Raw genomic sequence first — 15,334 nt, forward strand, 5'->3', positions numbered from 1 at the left:
CGGCTGAACGGTCCTTTATCGCTCAACGCGACAAAAAAATCATAAGACAAGCCCTCAGTATGCGTGCGGGTGGCTTGGTGGTGAGCGCGCGGCGGGCCAGCAATGATGCTGGTGGGGTTTTCAGCGGCGGTCCTGCGCCAGGATTTTGGGTTCCTTGTCCGACCATATCGGCGCTGCCGGCTCGTGGGTCGGCTCCCGTTGCAACAGCCAATGCTGGAGGCATTGGCCGGGCATCGTGGGAACATGGTGGAGGACGAGCCTGAAGGCTTCGCCGCCTCCGACCGTCACCCGGTCGGGCAGGTCGAAGCGCGGCAGCGTGCCGGGCGCGCTTACGGTCAATCCTCCCGGATCGATCGCCAGTTCGTACCCGGTCGGCTGGAAACCGGCGGCCTGTGCGCGGAACCATTGCATGTGCGGGTGGGTGAATGCCGCGTGGCAGATGTCGAGATTGTTCTCGATCGGCATGATTGCTTCACAGGCGAGCGCCGTTGCGCCTTGCAGCCAAGTATAACGATCGAACCCCTGGATCGGCAGCGGTTGCCCTGTCGGTGCGCCCTGACCCGTCCATACCCAGACATAGCCGGCGCGATCGGCCGTGGGGTAGGTGCGCGCCGGCGCCGTCTTGACCGGCTGTTCGGGACGCAGGGAGGGGATGTGCCGGCAGCGCCCCGTGCCATCGAATCGCCAGCCATGATAGGCGCAGGCGATCAGGCCCTGGGATACCGTACCGAGCGACAGGGCGACGCAGCGATGCGGGCAGCGTTTCACGGTCGATGCTGCCATGCGCGCTCAGATGCCGGCGGGCGCGGCCGATCAGCGACAGGGTTTCACGGATGCGCGCCTGCTGTTCTGTCAAGGCTTCGGCCTGAAGGTCCAGCATGGCTGCGAGATCGGGTTGCCCTGCGGCAAACATTTCAGCAATGCGGGCAATCGTCAGGCCGAAGCGTCGCAGCAGGAGGACGAGGTGAAGCCGCTCGCACTCCGCCTGACCGTAAGTCCGCCAGCCATGACCGTTCCGCACCGGCCGGATCAGCCCCGCTTCCTCGTAGACACGGAGGGCTTTTACCGTCACCGCCGAAGCGGCGGGCGACGGCGGCTGCTCCGTCTGGAAAGGGTGACGCCATGGAGTGATTTTTTGCCATGGCATCGGTGGTAAGGTCATCCTCAGGGGATGACGCAAGCTGTTTCTTGCGATGGGTTTCGCATGTTCCTGGCTCGGGCGATGGGCTCTTAGTGGATGAAGAGTGAGGCCAGCAAACAGAAGACCAGGCCCAGTACCGCGATCAGGGTCTCGACGACCGACCAGGTCTTGATGGCCTGGCCGACGGTGAGGCCGAGATATTCCTTGATCTGCCAGAAGCCGGCATCGTTCATCGGACCCAGGGCGACTGAGCCGGCGCCGGTGGCCAGCACCATCAGTTCGGGCGACGTGCCGTGGCTGTGCAGCAGGATCGGGCCGACGATGCCCGATGCGGTGCTCATGGCCACGGTCGCCGAGCCCGCCGCGACGCGGACCACCACCGCCACCAGCCATGCCAGCACCAGCAGCGGCACGTGCGCGCCCACCGCGACATCGGTGATGGCCTTCGACACGCCACTGTCGATCAACTCGCGCCCGAAGCCGCCGCCGGCGCCGACCAGCAGCATGATCAGCGCCGTGGGGCCGAGACATTCGGTGGTGAAGTGCAGGATCGTCTCACGCGAGAAGCCGCGCGCCAGGCCGAGCACGTAGAAGGACAGGACCGTGGCCAGCAGCAGGGCGATGTCGGTATTGCCCACGAAATGCAGGACCGTGTTCGGCATGCTGCCGGGAGGCGTGACCAGGTCGGCGGCCGAGCCCAGCAGCATCAGCAGCACCGGCGCCAGGATGGTCAGCACCGTGGTGAGGAAGGGCGGCATGTCGGTTGGCCGGTCCTTGCTGGCGAACTGCTCGGCCAGTGCGGCCTCGCCTTCCAAACGGATGTGCGGCGTGATGAAGCGGGCATAGACCGGGCCGGCGAGGGCTGCGATCGGCGTGCCGATGATCACGCCCCAGAAGATCGTGCGGCCGGTATCGGCATGATATGCCGCCAGCGCCAGCAGGGTGGCCGGATGCGGCGGGACCATCGCATGGGTGACGGAGAGCGCCGCCGCCATCGGCAGCGCCACCAGCAGCAGGGGCGTGGATGTGCGCCTGGCCAGGGTGAAGGCCAGCGGGATCAGCAGCACGAAGCCGACCTCGAAGAATACCGGCAGGCCGATCAGCAGGCCGATGACCATCATGGCCCAGCTGATGCGCTTTTCACCAGCCAGGCGGGTGATGGTGAGAGCAATCTGGTCCGCGCCGCCGGATTCGGCCAGCATCTTGCCCAGCATGGTGCCCAGCGCGATGACGGTTGCGATATGGCCGAGCACATGGCCCGCGCCTTCCTCGAACGAGGCGATGGCCTTCTGGGGCGGCATGCCGGCGCAGATCGCCAGCAGAATAGAGACGCAGACCAGCACGATGAAGGGATTGAGCTTGTAGCGCCCGATGAGGAGCACGACCGCACCAATCGCCGCGGTCGCTAGGGAAATTGCCAGAATTGGGGACATTGGACCGCGTCTGTAGTGAATGTGAACGTGTATCAGCACGGAACGGATGCACGATTGTCAATGGTTTCGCTTTCATATCCGGGAGAGGTGGATCGGTTCACTGTCCGGGCATTTTTTTTCTTCGCGGGGCGGCGTGGCATGGTGTCTGGCCATGCGTGTGGATTTGGTTCCATAACGGAGCGATTTCCCTGCTTCGCGGTGCCGGGATCGGGTTTGCATGGAACGACACAGGTCAGATAGGGCGGGAGACAACCCGCCTGGACGCCCCGCCGGGCGCCGAATCCGGGAAAGGACACCATGACATGACAGCGGATCAGAGGAAGGTGCCCCAGCCGGCAGTGGGGCAGCCAGCAGCGGGCGAGACGGCGACGGGGCTGGCGGCGGGCGGGTCGCATGCGGCCGCGCGGGCGGTGGTGGTCGGCATTCTGGCGGCGATGGCCGGTCTGATGTTCGGGCTGGATACCGGCGTGATCGCCGGGGCGCTGGGCTTTATCGGCGATGAATTCCATGCCGCCGCCCGGACGCAGGAGTGGATCGTCTCGTCGATGATGGCCGCCGCCGCGCTGGGGTCGGTGGTGGCGGGGCGCATCTCGTTCCGGCTGGGGCGGCGGCGGGCGCTGCTGGCGGCGTCGCTGCTGTTCGTCGTGGGCTCCGGGTTGTGCGCGCTGGCGCCGTCGGTGGCGGTGCTGATCGTCGGCCGGGTGCTGCTGGGGCTCGCCGTCGGGATCGCGGCGTTTGCGGCGCCGCTCTATATCTCGGAAATCTCGCAGGAATCGGTGCGTGGGGCGATGATCTCGTTCTACCAGCTCATGGTCACGCTCGGCATCTTTCTCGCCTATGTCACCGACAGCCTGCTCGCCTATGGCGGGCACTGGCGCTGGATGCTGGGGCTGATGGCGGTGCCGGCGGCGCTGTTCTGTGCCGCCTGCCTGTTCCTGCCCGACAGCCCGCGCTGGCTGATGATGCGGGGCGAGTGGAGCCGGGCCAGCCAGGTGATGCGGCTGCTGCGCGTGAGCCCGGTGGAGGCCGATGCGGAAATCCGCGACATTGCGCAGGAACTGAAGCGGGGAGGGAGCAACGGGCTGGCGTTCTTCCGCAGCAACCCGAACTTCCGCCGCTCGGTGCTGCTGGGGGTGGCGTTGCAGGTGATGCAGCAGGTCACCGGCATCAACGTGCTGATGTATTACGCGCCGAAAATCTTCCAGGCCGCGCATTTCGGCGTGTCCGCCGCGACTTGGGCCACGGCGCTGATCGGGCTGGTCAACATGGCCGCGACGGGTCTCGCCATTGCCTTCATCGACCGCTGGGGGCGGCGCCCGCTGCTGGTGCTGAGCTGCGCGATCATGACCGCCGCGATGCTGATGGCCGGTGGACTGGCCGCGATCGGCGGGGAGTCGACGCTGATCCTTGGGGGCATGGTGGTGGCGCTGCTGCTGTTCGTGGCCGGGTTCGCCATCGGGGCGGGGCCGATGGTGTGGACGCTGTGTTCGGAGATCCAGCCGCTGCGGGGACGCGATTTCGGCATTGCGTGCTCCACCTTCACCAATTGGGCGGCCAACTGGCTGGTCAGCAACATTTTCCTGAGCGTGATGGCGGCGCTGGGGCAGAGCTGGACCTTCTGGCTGTTTGCCATCATGAACGGTGTGTTCATCCTGATCACCCTTGTCTACGTGCCCGAGACCAGGGGCGTGTCGCTGGAGGAGATTGAGGCGCGGCTGATGGCGGGCCGTCGGCTGCGGGATTTGGGACGATAGGGCGGGGCGACGGCGATGATACTGCGCGGGGACGAAACCCAGGATATCGCGACGGCGACCGGCCCGATGCGGCTGCATGTGCTGCGCCCAGCGGCGGAAGGGCGCTTTCCCGGCGTGGTCCTGTTTTCCGAGATCTATCAGGTGACGGCGCCGATTCGCCGGCTGGCCGCGATGGTCGCCGGGATGGGCCATGTGGTGGCGGTGCCGGAAGTCTATCACGAATACGAGCCGGCCGGCTGCGTGCTGGCCTATGACACGCCGGGGACCGATCGCGGCAATGCGCTGAAATATGCCAAGCCCCTGGCGGCCTATGACGATGATGCCCGCGCGGCCGTGGCGTGGCTGGCGGCGCATCCGGCCTGCACCGGCCGGATCGGGACGATGGGGGTGTGCCTGGGCGGACATCTGGCGCTGCGGGCGGCGATGAACCCTGCCGTGCAGGCGGCGGCGTGCTTCTATGCCACCGACATTCATTCCGCGTCGCTGGGCGAGGGGCGCGCCGATGATACCCTGTCGCGGCTGGACGAGATTGCCGGCGAGGCGATGATGGTCTGGGGGCGGCAGGACCCGCATGTGCCTTTCGCGGGGCGGCAGACGATCCGTGCGGCGCTGGAGGGGGCCGGGGTTCGGCATGAATGGTACGAGGTGAATGGCCAGCATGCCTTTCTGCGCGACGAGGGGCATCGGTTCGACCCAGCGCTGTTCCTTCAGGCCATGGCATGGGTTCAGGCGCTGTTCGCCCGTGCCCTGCGGGCGGACTGAGCGGCCATGACGGGGAAAATCCTGCACGAAGGCGAGGGGCTTTACGGTCTGCCCAGGGCGCTGGCGATGTTTGCCGTGGCGCTGTCGGTCCTGCTGTCGGTGCTGGATTATGCCATCGCCAACGTTGCGTTGCCGACGATCGCGCAGGATATCCATGCCAGCCCGTCTTCGTCGATCTGGGTGATCAACGCCTATCAGATGGCCTGTTTGGCGACGCTGCTGCCGCTGGCCTCGCTGGGGTCGCGGCTGGGCTTCGCGCGGCTGTGCCGGATCGGGCTGGCGACGTTCGTGGTGGCGTCGGTGTTCTGCGCGATGTCGCATACGCTGCTGGAGCTTGCGCTGGCCCGCGCGCTTCAGGGCATCGGCGGCGCGTGCATCATGAGCGTGAATATCGCGCTGGTGCGCTTCATCTACCCCCATGCCGAGATCGGCAAGGGCATCGCGCTGAACGGGGTGGTGGTGGCGACGGGTGTGGCGTTGGGGCCGACCATTGCCTCGGCGGTGCTGTCGGTGGCGGACTGGCCGTGGATTTTCCTGATCAACCTGCCGCTGGGCGGGGCGGCGATGGTGGCGGCACTGGTTTATCTGCCCGTCACGCCGCGCAGCCTGTCGTCATTCGACCTGCCCAGCGCAGCCCTGAACGTGGTGGCCATCGGCTGTCTGGTGGTCGGGCTGGACAGTCTGGCGCATCGCAGCGGCCCGGTGGTGGCGGTGTGGCTGCTGCTGATCGGCGGCGCCGCGTTCTTCCAGCTCGCGCGGCGGCAGACGGGGCGTTCGGACCCCATGCTGCCGCTGGACCTGCTGGCGGTGCCGGATTTCCTGATCGCGTTCAGCGTCGGCTCGCTGGCGTTCGTGGCATCCAATTTCTTCATCATCTCCATGCCTTTTACGCTGGAGACGGTGCTGCATCGCTCGGCGGTGGCGACCGGGCTGCTGATCACGCCTTGGCCGGTAGGCATCGTTGCGATCTCGCCGCTGGTCGGGCGGCTGGCGGACCGGGTGCCGGCGGGCATTCTCTCGTCGATCGGGCTGTGCGTGACGGGGACGGGCTTCGTGCTGCTATGCCTGCTGCCGGCGGATGCCGGGAATTTGGACATCGCCTGGCGGATCGCCATCGCCGGGATGGGATTCGGAATTTTCCAGGCGCCGAACAATCGCGCGATGATGGTGGCGGCGCCGCGTGGGCGCTCGGGCAGCGCCAGCGGCATGGTCTCGGTCGCGCGGCTGTGGGGGCAGACGATGGGGGCGATGTTCGTGGCCCTGACCTTCGGTTTCGTTCGCCATGATCCGACGCTGCGTTGCCTGGAACTGGCGGCGGCCTGCGCCTATGGGGCGGCGCTGATCAGTTCCAGCCGCCTGGTGCGCGAGCGGCATCGGGGCGGCTGAGAAGCTGTTTGCATGGTTACACCGTGCCGGCGTGTTCTCCGTGCCCGGTGTTGCAGGCATCAGGGCTGCTCCGCCCGGATGCGCGACAAGATCCGCCAGCCATGCTGCCTTCCGGCACGCACGCTCGGCAGGATGAGTGTTTGAGCAGCCTCTGACCATAAAGGCCAGTTGCTGGCATCTGGGGTTGCTCCCGCTTGCCAGCCTACTTTTTCGGTCAGGCTGTGAGAACGTGATCGGAATTTGAGCAATTGTTTGAATTCATGAATATGACGCTGGCGCGGCGTGGGTTTTCGGTCAATCTTGTGCGGAATGTAATTTTCTATTTCGAGAGCTGGACTATCTGATGCGTCTGCCGCGCGTTTTGTTGCCCGCATCGCGTCGTCGCCTTGCGACGCAGGCCGAAGGCGAACCCGAGCGCAGCGGTGAGGACGGCGGCCCACGCCATCGCAGGCGGTTTCAGCAGCTTTATCGTCTGAATGGCTTCAATAGTTTCCTGGCGCGTGTCGGCATGGCGTTCGATCCCGCATCGGACGAAACCGCCATATTGAGTGCGGCGTGTGAGGCCGCGACCCGGAATGCGCGGCTGCGGGCGGCCTTTATCGCTCGGCCGGATGCGCAGGGGGCGTTTCATCTGCTCGCGGAAAGTGGGCCGGTCGTGCAATTGCATGATCCTGTTTTTTCCGCCCGGCCGGACATGGCGGGACGGTACGGTCTTGTCGGGCGTGTCTGGCATGGGGGGCAGCCGGTCTTTTGCGCCGATGTGGCGCGGGAGGACGCGTTGCTGCCCTGGCGGGCGCGGATGCGGGAACTGGGGGTGCGATCGTGCGCGGTGCTGCCGCTGTGGCGCGGTGGCGAGGTCTGGGCCGTGTTCGGCGTTTATGACGGGCAGGCGGATGCGTTCGATCCCGCGATCTCGACGATCTTGCTGGAGGCGGCGACCAGCCTTTCGCGTGGGCTGAAGACGCTTGACGAGCGGCGACTGAAGGCCGCCCAGATCGACCGGGCACAGGTGGGGATCGTGCTGCTGCGCGATGCGCGCATCCATGCCGCGAACAGCTTTGCCGCCGGTCTTGCGGGTTGTGCGCCCGATGGCCTGCATCACGCGCCAGCGGAACGCATTGTGGGTGGCGATGAAGCCCGGCTGGAGCAGGCGCGGGCGCAATTGCGGGAGACGGGTCGGGCCAGGCTCTCCGGTGTGCCGCTGCCCCGGCCGGACGGGCATGACCTGATTGCCGATCTTTCCGCCGTGGCGTTGGACGATACGCCGAGTGCGGACTCGGTGTGGACGATGGAGGACGTGACCGGGCGCGATGAAACGGAGCGTTTGTACCGCGCGCTGATCAATGCCGTCTCCGCCATGCTGGCCGCCGAGGACGAGGCGGAAAAATGTCGTGCCGTGTGCGAGACGCTGGTGGATGGCACGCTGTTCAATGCCGTGTGGCTCGTGCGGCCCGACCTGTCCGGCCGGATGGTGGTGCGGGCGCACGCGGGCCGGGGCGGAGACATGATCGCCCGGCTGAACTGGCGGATCGATCAGGATTCCGGCCCCCTGCCGGTGACGGTGCGGGCCTGGCGGAACGCGTGTCTGGTCCATACCAATGATATGGCGACCGATCTTGTCGGGATCCCGGGATATGGGACGGTGATGCGCTACGGATGGCGCGCCGTGCTGTCGGTTCCAGTACTGCGGAGTGGGCAGATCTGGGCCGTGCTGACGCTCACGACGCTGCGGGCCAGCGGCTTCGAGGACAAAAGCATCACGCTGTGCCGGCGGCTGGCGGAATTGCTGGGCCGGAGCTTCGATCGGCTGGATACCAGCCGCAATCTGGAACAGTTGCGGCAGGAGGAAGCGAGGCGGGCCCGGCGCGACGTGCTGACCGCGCTGCCCAACCGGCTGGCGCTGGAGGAATATCTGCCCAGGGCACAGGAACGGGCACGGGCACGCGGCATGTCCGTGGCAGTGGGGCTGATGGATCTGGACGGCTTCAAATCCGTCAACGACACCTATGGCCATGCGGCCGGGGACAAGGTGCTGGTCGAACTGAGCCAGCGGTTATGGGAGGCGCTGCGCGAGAACGGCTATGTCGCCCGGCTGGGAGGCGACGAGTTCGTGGTCGTTCTGGAAAATCTCGACAAGGATACGGCGAGCGAGCAGGCCGCGGCGGAACTGGACCGTCTGTCGTCGGTCGTGGGGGAGCCGTTCATCCTGGAAGATGGGACCACCGCGAGGGTGGGGCTCGCCATGGGGGTGGCGTTTTATCCGCAGGACGGTGAAAAGCCGGAGACGTTGCTGCGTCAGGCCGATAACGCGATGTACCAGGCCAAGCAGAGCCAGGAGCCGCGCGATGCCAACTGGCATTTCGCAGGAGCCCTCGACGAAGCGCGGGTTCTCGATGACGAAGCGGCCGCGGACCTGTTGCCGATCACGCCCTACGGGGCGGTCGCCGCCGACCTGCTGGGGCAGGTGGCCGCGGTCGTCGCGCGGATTGGCGAGCGCATTCGCCAGGGTGTGATTCCGGCGCTGTGGCAGAAAAGCGGCGGCGCAGCGGTGCTGGCTAATCTGACGGCCGAGCAGCATGAGCGCCTGACCGAGCGCGAGGTGAAGTATCTGGAATTCGTGGTCGCGCCCGCGATCGTCCGGGAGGACCTGCTCGGGGAAGCGCGGAGGCTGGGTTCGATGTATGCCCTGTTCGGCGTCGATCCGGTCGTGTTCGTCGCCGAACAGGGCTTCTACCTGCGCCTGCTGCTGGCGGAGATGGAAGCCGGCGGCATGGACGGCGATGACCGCTATCGCGTGCAGCAGATCGTCGAAGCCCGCTATCGGGATGATCGCAGGATGCGGCGCATGATCGCGCAGCGGGTGCGCAAGGCCTATATCGCCGCCCTCTCTGACGAGATGCCCGGCGGCGCGTGGAGCGCGATCAGTAACGACGCGCTGACCGCGCTTGCGAAACTGCCCGGTATTCAGTCGGCATTTCTGATGCGCCCCAACGCGGCGGGAGAACTGGTCGCGCAGACCATTGCCGGACCCTGTGCCACGGTGCTGGACGAGGCGCTGCTGCGTAGCGAGGTGCGGCCCGTGATTGCCGCCAATGCGCGCCGGGGCAGCTTTATCGGCGCCCAGGCATGGCGCACGGGTGCGTGGCAGAGTTGTCCGTCGGTCGAGTTGGATGGTGCCATGGCACCGTGGCATGCGCTGATGGCCAATCTGCGGATCCATTCGGCCATGAGCGTGCCGATCCGGCGCCTGGACGGGACGACGGCGCTGGTGCTGACCCTGTTCGGTGCCTGCCCCAACCAGTTCGAATCCGCCGACATGCGGCAGTTCATCGTTGGATTGCAGGAAAAATGGGAACGCTTGTGGCGGGATGGGCAGGACATGTCCGACGCGCGTGCGGCCCGCCTGCGCGAGCGCCTGTTCTCCGGGGGGCTGCGCATGTTCATGCAGCCCGTCATCGACCTGCGCACCGGGCAGTTGCTGAAGGTGGAGGCGCTGGCGCGGCTGCAGGATGCCGACGGCACCATCCTGCCGCCCGCGACCTTTCTGGCATTGCTGGGGCATGATGAACTGGACCGACTGTTCCAGTTCGGGCTTGAGCAGAGCCTGTCATGGCTGCGGTCGTGGGACGGCAAGGGTCTGTCGACCGAAATGTCGGTCAATCTGCCGCCATCCTGTCTGTCGAACACCAATGTGTTGCGCATGGTCGACGACATGCTGAACCGTCACGATATCGCCCCCCGCCGGCTGACGCTGGAAGTGCTGGAGACCCAGGGCCTCGATTCCGCCAAGCAGAAGGCGGCGCTGCGGGATTTCCGCTCCAGGGGCGTGCAGATGGCCATCGACGATCTCGGGGCCGGCCATAGCACGCTGCTGCGGCTTTCCGCGGCGCCCTTCGACTGCATCAAGGTGGATCAGGGCCTGTTGCGCTATGTCCGCGACGTGCCCTTGCAGGTCTTCAGCGTGATCCGCTCGCTACGGGAAATGGGCCGTGATCTGCACAGCCAGGTGGTGGTGGAAGGGCTGGAAGATGCCGACATGATCGAGGCGATCCGTCATCTTGGCTGCCGGTACGGGCAGGGGTTCGGCATCGCCCGGCCCATGCCGCCAGATGATTTCCTGGACTGGCATCGTGCCTATGCGGAGCGTGATCCGGGCCGCGACCGGGTGGAAGAGGACAGCGAAATCCGCAGCGTTCTCGGTGCGCTGGCCTGGCTGTGGACGGCTACGCGCGACTGCCCGCCATTGGGGCAGTTCGCGTTCGGGGACGGACCGCTGACGCGATGGCTGGAACGGTTGGGTCGCGACGATGCCGAGGCAGCGCGATGGTACCGCATCTGTTCCGCCGGCCCGGTGCCGGAGGAGATGGCGCGCGACATGCGGGACTGGCTGGAGGACCGCGTGGTCAACGCCGCGCGCGGATGAGGAGCGGTGCGGGCCGATGGTGCAGGAAGTGTGTGTCGGATCGTCGCCTGCGCCTGTTTCCGGGCGGATCAGGGGGTGACGCGGTAGAGGGTGGTGCGTCTTGCGTCGCGGTCTTCGAGCTCGCGGGTGGTCGGGATGTCGCGGGTGATGATCGGGTGCAGGCCGGCGCGGGGCAGGTAGGCGCGGCCGGGATCGGCGATCCAGATCTCGGCGGTGCGCGCGCACGCGCGCAGCCAGGGGAGGATATGCTCGGTCATCGGGTTTTCGTAGCAGACATCGCCGCACAGGATCAGGTCCCAGCGCGGTGCGGTGCCGACGAGGTCCTCGCCAGTGGCGGTGACGGCCACGCCGTTGGCGCGGGCGTTCAGCGTGATGGCGGCGACGGCCAGCGGGTCGATTTCGGCGGCCTCCACCATGCTGGCGCCGGCCCGTGCGCAGGCGATGGCGGCGACGCCGCAGCCCGCCGCGAAATCCAGCACCCGGCGGCCAGCGACCAGGGCGGGATTGTCCAGAATATGGCGGGCCAGCAACTGGCCGCCGGGCCAGGCGAAGGCCCAGAAGGGGGGCTCGATATCCTGCCGGGTCAGCCAGTCCTCGCTGGCCTGCCAGATCGGGGTGATCTCGGTGGCCAGGTGCAGCGTGATTTCGGGCACCAGCGGGGCGTGGGCCGGGCTGGTATTGGCGAGGATGAAGGATTCGGGACCGGGGCGGGTGCTCATCGGCCGGTCAGTCCGGCCAGGATGGCCAGGGCCACGGCCAGCCCCGTCTCGCGGTTGGAGCGGAACAGCATCAGGCAGCGGCGCGGATCGGTGCTGTCGAGATGCGCGACCTGCCAGGCCAGTGCGATGGCGGGCAGCACCATCGCCACCCAGAAGCCGATGGTGCAGCCGGCCAGCCAGCCCGTCAGAAGCAGGGCGGCCACCGCCAGCCCGTAGCAGGCCCCGACGAACTGGCGGGGGTGGGCCGCCCACAGGCGGGATGTCGATTTGACGCCGATGCGCGCGTCGTCCTCCATGTCCTGGAAGCCGTATATGGTGTCGAAGCCGAGCTGCCACAGGATGGTGGCGGCATAGAGCGCCGCCCATGCGGCGTCGATCCGCCCGGCCGCCGCCGCGTAGCCCATCGGGGCGCCGAAGCCGAAGGTGAAGCCCATGACGAGCTGGGGCCACCAGGTGAAGCGTTTGGCCAGCGGATACAGCCCCACCAGCAGCAGCGAGCCCACGCCCAGCAGGCGGCTGAGCCCGTTGAGTTGCAGCAGGATGACCAGTCCGATCGCCAGCAGCAGGGCGAGGAACCAGGCGGCCTGGCGCATGCGCAGCGCACCGGAGGCCAGGGGGCGGCCCGCCGTGCGCGCCACCATCCGGTCGATATCGCGATCCCACATGTCGTTGACCACGCAGCCGGCCGACCGCATCACCACGCTGCCGATCCCGAACAGCAGCGCCAGCCGCAGGCGCTCGCCGGCCTCGACCCCGCCGGGCAGCAGGATGCCCCACAGGCCGGGCAGGAACAGCAGCCAGGTGCCGATGGGCCGGTCCAGCCGTGCCAGCAGCGCGTAAGGGCGCAGCGCCGCAGGTAGGCGGCTGATCCAGCCTGTTGTCCGGATGTCGGTATGGGGGAGCGGGGTCACGCTGGGTCTCCGTCTGGACACGCGGGCACAATAGAGGCATCGGGAGCGGCTTGTGCCCGCGTGTGAATGGGGCGCGGGATGGAAGCGGTCAAGGGCCGGGTGCGGGAGGGCGCGTTCCCGGCCGGTCGGAGGTGGTGTCGTCATGAAGGATTGTCCTCGCCTGTTCGCCGATCCGGCCGGAAAGCCGCCGATGGAGGCGGATGCGGTGCGCGATCTGGAGCCGGGGCAGGCCCATTACCTTGGGACCGTGATGCGGCTGGCGCCGGGGGCGGAGGTCGCGCTGTTCAATGCCGGGGACGGGGAATGGCTGGCCAGTCTGGTGGCGGTGCGGCGCGACCGCGCGCAGGTGCGGCTACTGCATCGCCGTCGCGCGCCCGAACCCGTATGCGGGCCGGTGCTGCTGTTCGCGCCGCTGAAACGCGATGCCACCGACATGGTGGTGCGCATGGGTACCGAACTGGGGGTGACGCGCTTCCTGCCCGTGCTGACCGAGCGCACCAATACGCATCGCGTCAATGTCGGGCGGCTGGAAGCCATTGCGATGGAGGCGGCGGAGCAATGCGAGCGCCTGGACGTGCCGACGATCGGCGAGCCCGCGCGCCTGCCCGAGCAACTGGCGGCGTGGCCGGCCGGGAGCACCCTGTTCGTGGCGGCGGAGCGCGGCGGGCCGGATGACGGGGTGGGGGAGATCGACCGCGTGGCCGATGGCGACGGGCTGCTGGTCGGCCCCGAGGGCGGGTTTTCCGACGCCGAGCGGCGCATGTTGCGTGCGCGGCCGTTTGTCAGGATGATCACGTTGGGAAAACGGATCCTGCGGGCGGATACGGCGGCGGCATGCGGCCTCTCCCTGATGGGGGCTGGCTTCCGGCGCGCGTCTGGTGCAGATTCGCGCTAACCGACCGGTCGGTCGCATGGCTGCGGCGGACCCTTCCGTCGATCCGTTCTGTCTTTGAAGGCTTGTTCAGAAACGATGTCGAACCCCGGCGAGCAAGATACGACCCCTATTGAATCGATCGGCCAGTTGGCCGGGTTGCTGGCGGATGGGGGCAAGCCGCGCGAACGGTGGCGGATCGGCACCGAGCATGAGAAATTCGGCTTTGTCCTGCCGGCCGCGGCCGGGCCGGAGCGGGCGCCCTGGATGCCGCCGCCCTATGCGCCCGACGGAATCGGCGAGATCCTGACCGACCTGAACCGCCAGGATGGCGGCGGCAGATGGGAAGCGATCGAGGACAAGGGAAAGCTGATCGGGCTGAAGGGAATCGGCTCGGAACGCGGTGGGTCGGTGTCGCTGGAGCCGGCGGGGCAGTTCGAACTGTCGGGCGCGCCGCTGGCCAGCCTGCATGATACGAGCCATGAGATGGCCCGGCATTTCGAGGCGATCCGCCCCATCAGCCGCTCGCTGGGCATCGGCTTCGCGCCGCTGGGCTTCCACCCGATGGCGCGGCGCGCGGATATGCCGTGGATGCCCAAGAGCCGCTACGCGATCATGCGCAACTACATGCCCAAGGTCGGCACGCTGGGGTTGGACATGATGACGCGGACCTGCACCGTGCAGGTCAATCTGGATTTCGCGTCGGAAACCGACATGCTGCGCAAGCTGCGCGTATCGCTGGCGTTGCAGCCGGTGGCGACCGCGCTGTTCGCCAATTCGCCGTTCTATGAGGGGAAGCCGAACGGGCTGCTCTCGAACCGCGCGCATGTGTGGACCGATACCGACAATGCGCGCTCTGGCATGCCGTTGGCCTTCTTCGATCCGTCATTCGGGTTCGAGGCTTATGTGGAATGGCTGCTGGATGTGCCGATGTACTTCATCGTGCGCGACGGGCAGATCCTGGACGTGGCCGGGCGGTCGTTCCGGGCGTGGATGAAGGGCGAGCGCCAGGAGGGGCTGGAGGGTCTGGTGCCGACCATCGGCGATTTCGAGGACCACATGACCACCGCCTTTACCGATGTGCGGCTGAAGCGCTTCCTGGAAATGCGCGGCGCGGATGCGGGGGCGCCCGAGATGATGCTGGCGCAGTCCGCGCTGTGGGTGGGCCTGCTGTATGACGATGCGGCGCTGACGGCGGCCGATGCGCTGGTGCGCGAGCGGGACTGGGCGGACTATGTCGCGCTGCGTGCCGCCGTGCCGCGCCAAGGGCTGGACGCGCCCTGGGCCGGAGGGGTGGCGCGCGACCTGGCCGCCCGGATGGTGACGATCGCGGCCGAGGGGCTGCGCGCGCGGGCGGTGACGGATGGCAACGGGCGGGACGAGAGCCATCTGCTGGCGCCGTTGCAGGCGATCGCGGCTGGCGCCCCGACCCAGGCCGAGCATTGGCTGGAGCGGTATCATAGCGCGTGGCAGGGCGATGTGAGCAGGATCTTCGCCGAAGCGGCGGTTTGATCGGTCTCTGATTTGTTGTAGTCGATAACGCGAGTTATTATCACGATATCGAAACGTCTTGTGTATGCCGGGAGAGTTCCGGCATACAGTTTCCATGCGCAAATTCACGACGCTGAACGATCGGGAGATCCTTGCCCTCGCCATTTCGAGCGAGGAGGAGGACACGCGGATCTATGCCGATTTCGCCTATGCGCTTCGGGAGAAATATCCCGACACCGCCAATATATTTACGGATATGGCGCATGAGGAAAACGAGCACCGGCGCGATCTGATCGATCTGTATGTCGAGCGGTTCGGCCAGCATGTTCCGCTGATTCGCCGGCAGGATATCGCGGGCGTGATGGTGCGGCGGCCGGCTTGGCAGGTGCAGAGTATCCGTCTTGATCAAGCTGTTTTTGGCGCCCATGAGCGATTGTGTCGCA

General features: G+C 67.1%; 12 protein-coding genes and 1 pseudogene. 7 read left to right on the plus strand and 6 right to left on the minus strand.

Translation table 11 applies throughout. From position 1 onward, the window contains the following. Positions 1-120 precede the first annotated feature (120 nt). The 3 genes and pseudogenes from ABF821_RS15660 to ABF821_RS15670 form a co-directional block, all read right to left on the minus strand. Positions 121-783, minus strand: a complete 663-nt coding sequence (locus ABF821_RS15660) for a Rieske 2Fe-2S domain-containing protein (RefSeq protein ID WP_415530667.1) — start codon at positions 781-783, stop codon at positions 121-123. Positions 784-964: 181 nt separating this feature from the next. After that, a pseudogene (locus tag ABF821_RS15665) lies at positions 965-1,162 on the minus strand (MerR family transcriptional regulator); the annotation flags it as partial. A 68-nt stretch (positions 1,163-1,230) separates the two neighbouring features. Next, positions 1,231-2,574 carry a gluconate:H+ symporter gene (locus tag ABF821_RS15670; RefSeq protein ID WP_415530668.1) on the minus strand — a complete coding sequence of 448 codons (1,344 nt, stop codon included), beginning with the start codon at positions 2,572-2,574 and terminating at the stop codon, positions 1,231-1,233. Between the two features lie 302 nt (positions 2,575-2,876). Here ABF821_RS15670 and ABF821_RS15675 point away from each other — a divergent pair, with 302 nt between their 5' ends. Genes ABF821_RS15675 through ABF821_RS15685 form a run of 3 tightly spaced genes read left to right on the plus strand, consistent with a single transcriptional unit; the run spans position 2,877 to position 6,476 of the window. Continuing rightward, positions 2,877-4,328 carry a sugar porter family MFS transporter gene (locus ABF821_RS15675; RefSeq protein ID WP_415530669.1) on the plus strand — a complete coding sequence of 484 codons (1,452 nt, stop codon included), beginning with the start codon at positions 2,877-2,879 and terminating at the stop codon, positions 4,326-4,328. 15 nt (positions 4,329-4,343) lie between these two features. After that, positions 4,344-5,090 carry a dienelactone hydrolase family protein gene (locus tag ABF821_RS15680; protein ID WP_415530670.1) on the plus strand — a complete coding sequence of 249 codons (747 nt, stop codon included), beginning with the start codon at positions 4,344-4,346 and terminating at the stop codon, positions 5,088-5,090. A gap of 6 nt (positions 5,091-5,096) precedes the next feature. After that, positions 5,097-6,476, plus strand: a complete 1,380-nt coding sequence (locus tag ABF821_RS15685) for an MFS transporter (RefSeq protein WP_415530671.1) — start codon at positions 5,097-5,099, stop codon at positions 6,474-6,476. Between the two features lie 59 nt (positions 6,477-6,535). Here the strand turns inward: ABF821_RS15685 and ABF821_RS15690 are convergent, their stop codons facing one another. Continuing rightward, the gene (locus ABF821_RS15690) at positions 6,536-6,850 is read right to left on the minus strand and encodes a hypothetical protein (protein WP_415530672.1); all 315 of its coding nucleotides are present in this window, start codon (positions 6,848-6,850) and stop codon (positions 6,536-6,538) included. Here ABF821_RS15690 and ABF821_RS15695 point away from each other — a divergent pair. Next, positions 6,820-10,899 carry an EAL domain-containing protein gene (locus ABF821_RS15695; protein WP_415530674.1) on the plus strand — a complete coding sequence of 1,360 codons (4,080 nt, stop codon included), beginning with the start codon at positions 6,820-6,822 and terminating at the stop codon, positions 10,897-10,899. The genes ABF821_RS15690 and ABF821_RS15695 overlap by 31 nt on opposite strands. Positions 10,900-10,967: 68 nt before the next feature. Here ABF821_RS15695 and ABF821_RS15700 read toward each other — a convergent pair whose 3' ends face one another. After that, positions 10,968-11,618, minus strand: coding sequence for a class I SAM-dependent methyltransferase (locus ABF821_RS15700; protein ID WP_415530675.1), 651 nt, complete (start codon positions 11,616-11,618; stop codon positions 10,968-10,970). Continuing rightward, a complete protein-coding gene (ubiA, locus tag ABF821_RS15705) occupies positions 11,615-12,529 on the minus strand; it encodes a 4-hydroxybenzoate octaprenyltransferase (protein ID WP_415530676.1) in 915 nt (304 codons plus the stop codon). Before ubiA ends, ABF821_RS15700 begins: the two co-directional genes overlap by 4 nt. A gap of 142 nt (positions 12,530-12,671) precedes the next feature. Here ubiA and ABF821_RS15710 point away from each other — a divergent pair, with 142 nt between their 5' ends. From ABF821_RS15710 to ABF821_RS15720, 3 genes are all read left to right on the plus strand, one after another. Then, a complete protein-coding gene (locus ABF821_RS15710) occupies positions 12,672-13,424 on the plus strand; it encodes a 16S rRNA (uracil(1498)-N(3))-methyltransferase (RefSeq protein WP_182975484.1) in 753 nt (250 codons plus the stop codon). Between the two features lie 75 nt (positions 13,425-13,499). Further along, on the plus strand, positions 13,500-14,912 hold the full coding sequence (locus ABF821_RS15715; RefSeq protein WP_415530677.1) for a glutamate--cysteine ligase: 1,413 nt from the start codon (positions 13,500-13,502) through the stop codon (positions 14,910-14,912). A 94-nt stretch (positions 14,913-15,006) separates the two neighbouring features. Then, a partial coding sequence (locus ABF821_RS15720) for a ferritin-like domain-containing protein (RefSeq protein ID WP_415530678.1) occupies positions 15,007-15,334 on the plus strand: 328 nt, incomplete at its 3' end.

Origin of the sequence: Gluconacetobacter sp. (assembly GCF_047721585.1) — a bacterium.
In the GTDB taxonomy this organism is placed as follows: Bacteria; Pseudomonadota; Alphaproteobacteria; order Acetobacterales; family Acetobacteraceae; genus Gluconacetobacter; species Gluconacetobacter dulcium.

Bases quoted from the DNA above. Each gene is read 5' to 3' on its own strand.
- ABF821_RS15660 (WP_415530667.1), bottom strand. From the start codon at position 783: ATGGCAGCATCGACCGTGAAACGCTGCCCGCATCGCTGCGTCGCCCTG.
- ABF821_RS15670 (WP_415530668.1), bottom strand. From the start codon at position 2,574: ATGTCCCCAATTCTGGCAATTTCCCTAGCGACCGCGGCGATTGGTGCG.
- ABF821_RS15675 (WP_415530669.1), top strand. From the start codon at position 2,877: ATGACAGCGGATCAGAGGAAGGTGCCCCAGCCGGCAGTGGGGCAGCCA.
- ABF821_RS15680 (WP_415530670.1), top strand. From the start codon at position 4,344: ATGATACTGCGCGGGGACGAAACCCAGGATATCGCGACGGCGACCGGC.
- ABF821_RS15685 (WP_415530671.1), top strand. From the start codon at position 5,097: ATGACGGGGAAAATCCTGCACGAAGGCGAGGGGCTTTACGGTCTGCCC.
- ABF821_RS15695 (WP_415530674.1), top strand. From the start codon at position 6,820: ATGCGTCTGCCGCGCGTTTTGTTGCCCGCATCGCGTCGTCGCCTTGCG.
- ABF821_RS15690 (WP_415530672.1), bottom strand. From the start codon at position 6,850: ATGCGGGCAACAAAACGCGCGGCAGACGCATCAGATAGTCCAGCTCTC.
- ABF821_RS15700 (WP_415530675.1), bottom strand. From the start codon at position 11,618: ATGAGCACCCGCCCCGGTCCCGAATCCTTCATCCTCGCCAATACCAGC.
- ABF821_RS15710 (WP_182975484.1), top strand. From the start codon at position 12,672: ATGAAGGATTGTCCTCGCCTGTTCGCCGATCCGGCCGGAAAGCCGCCG.
- ABF821_RS15715 (WP_415530677.1), top strand. From the start codon at position 13,500: ATGTCGAACCCCGGCGAGCAAGATACGACCCCTATTGAATCGATCGGC.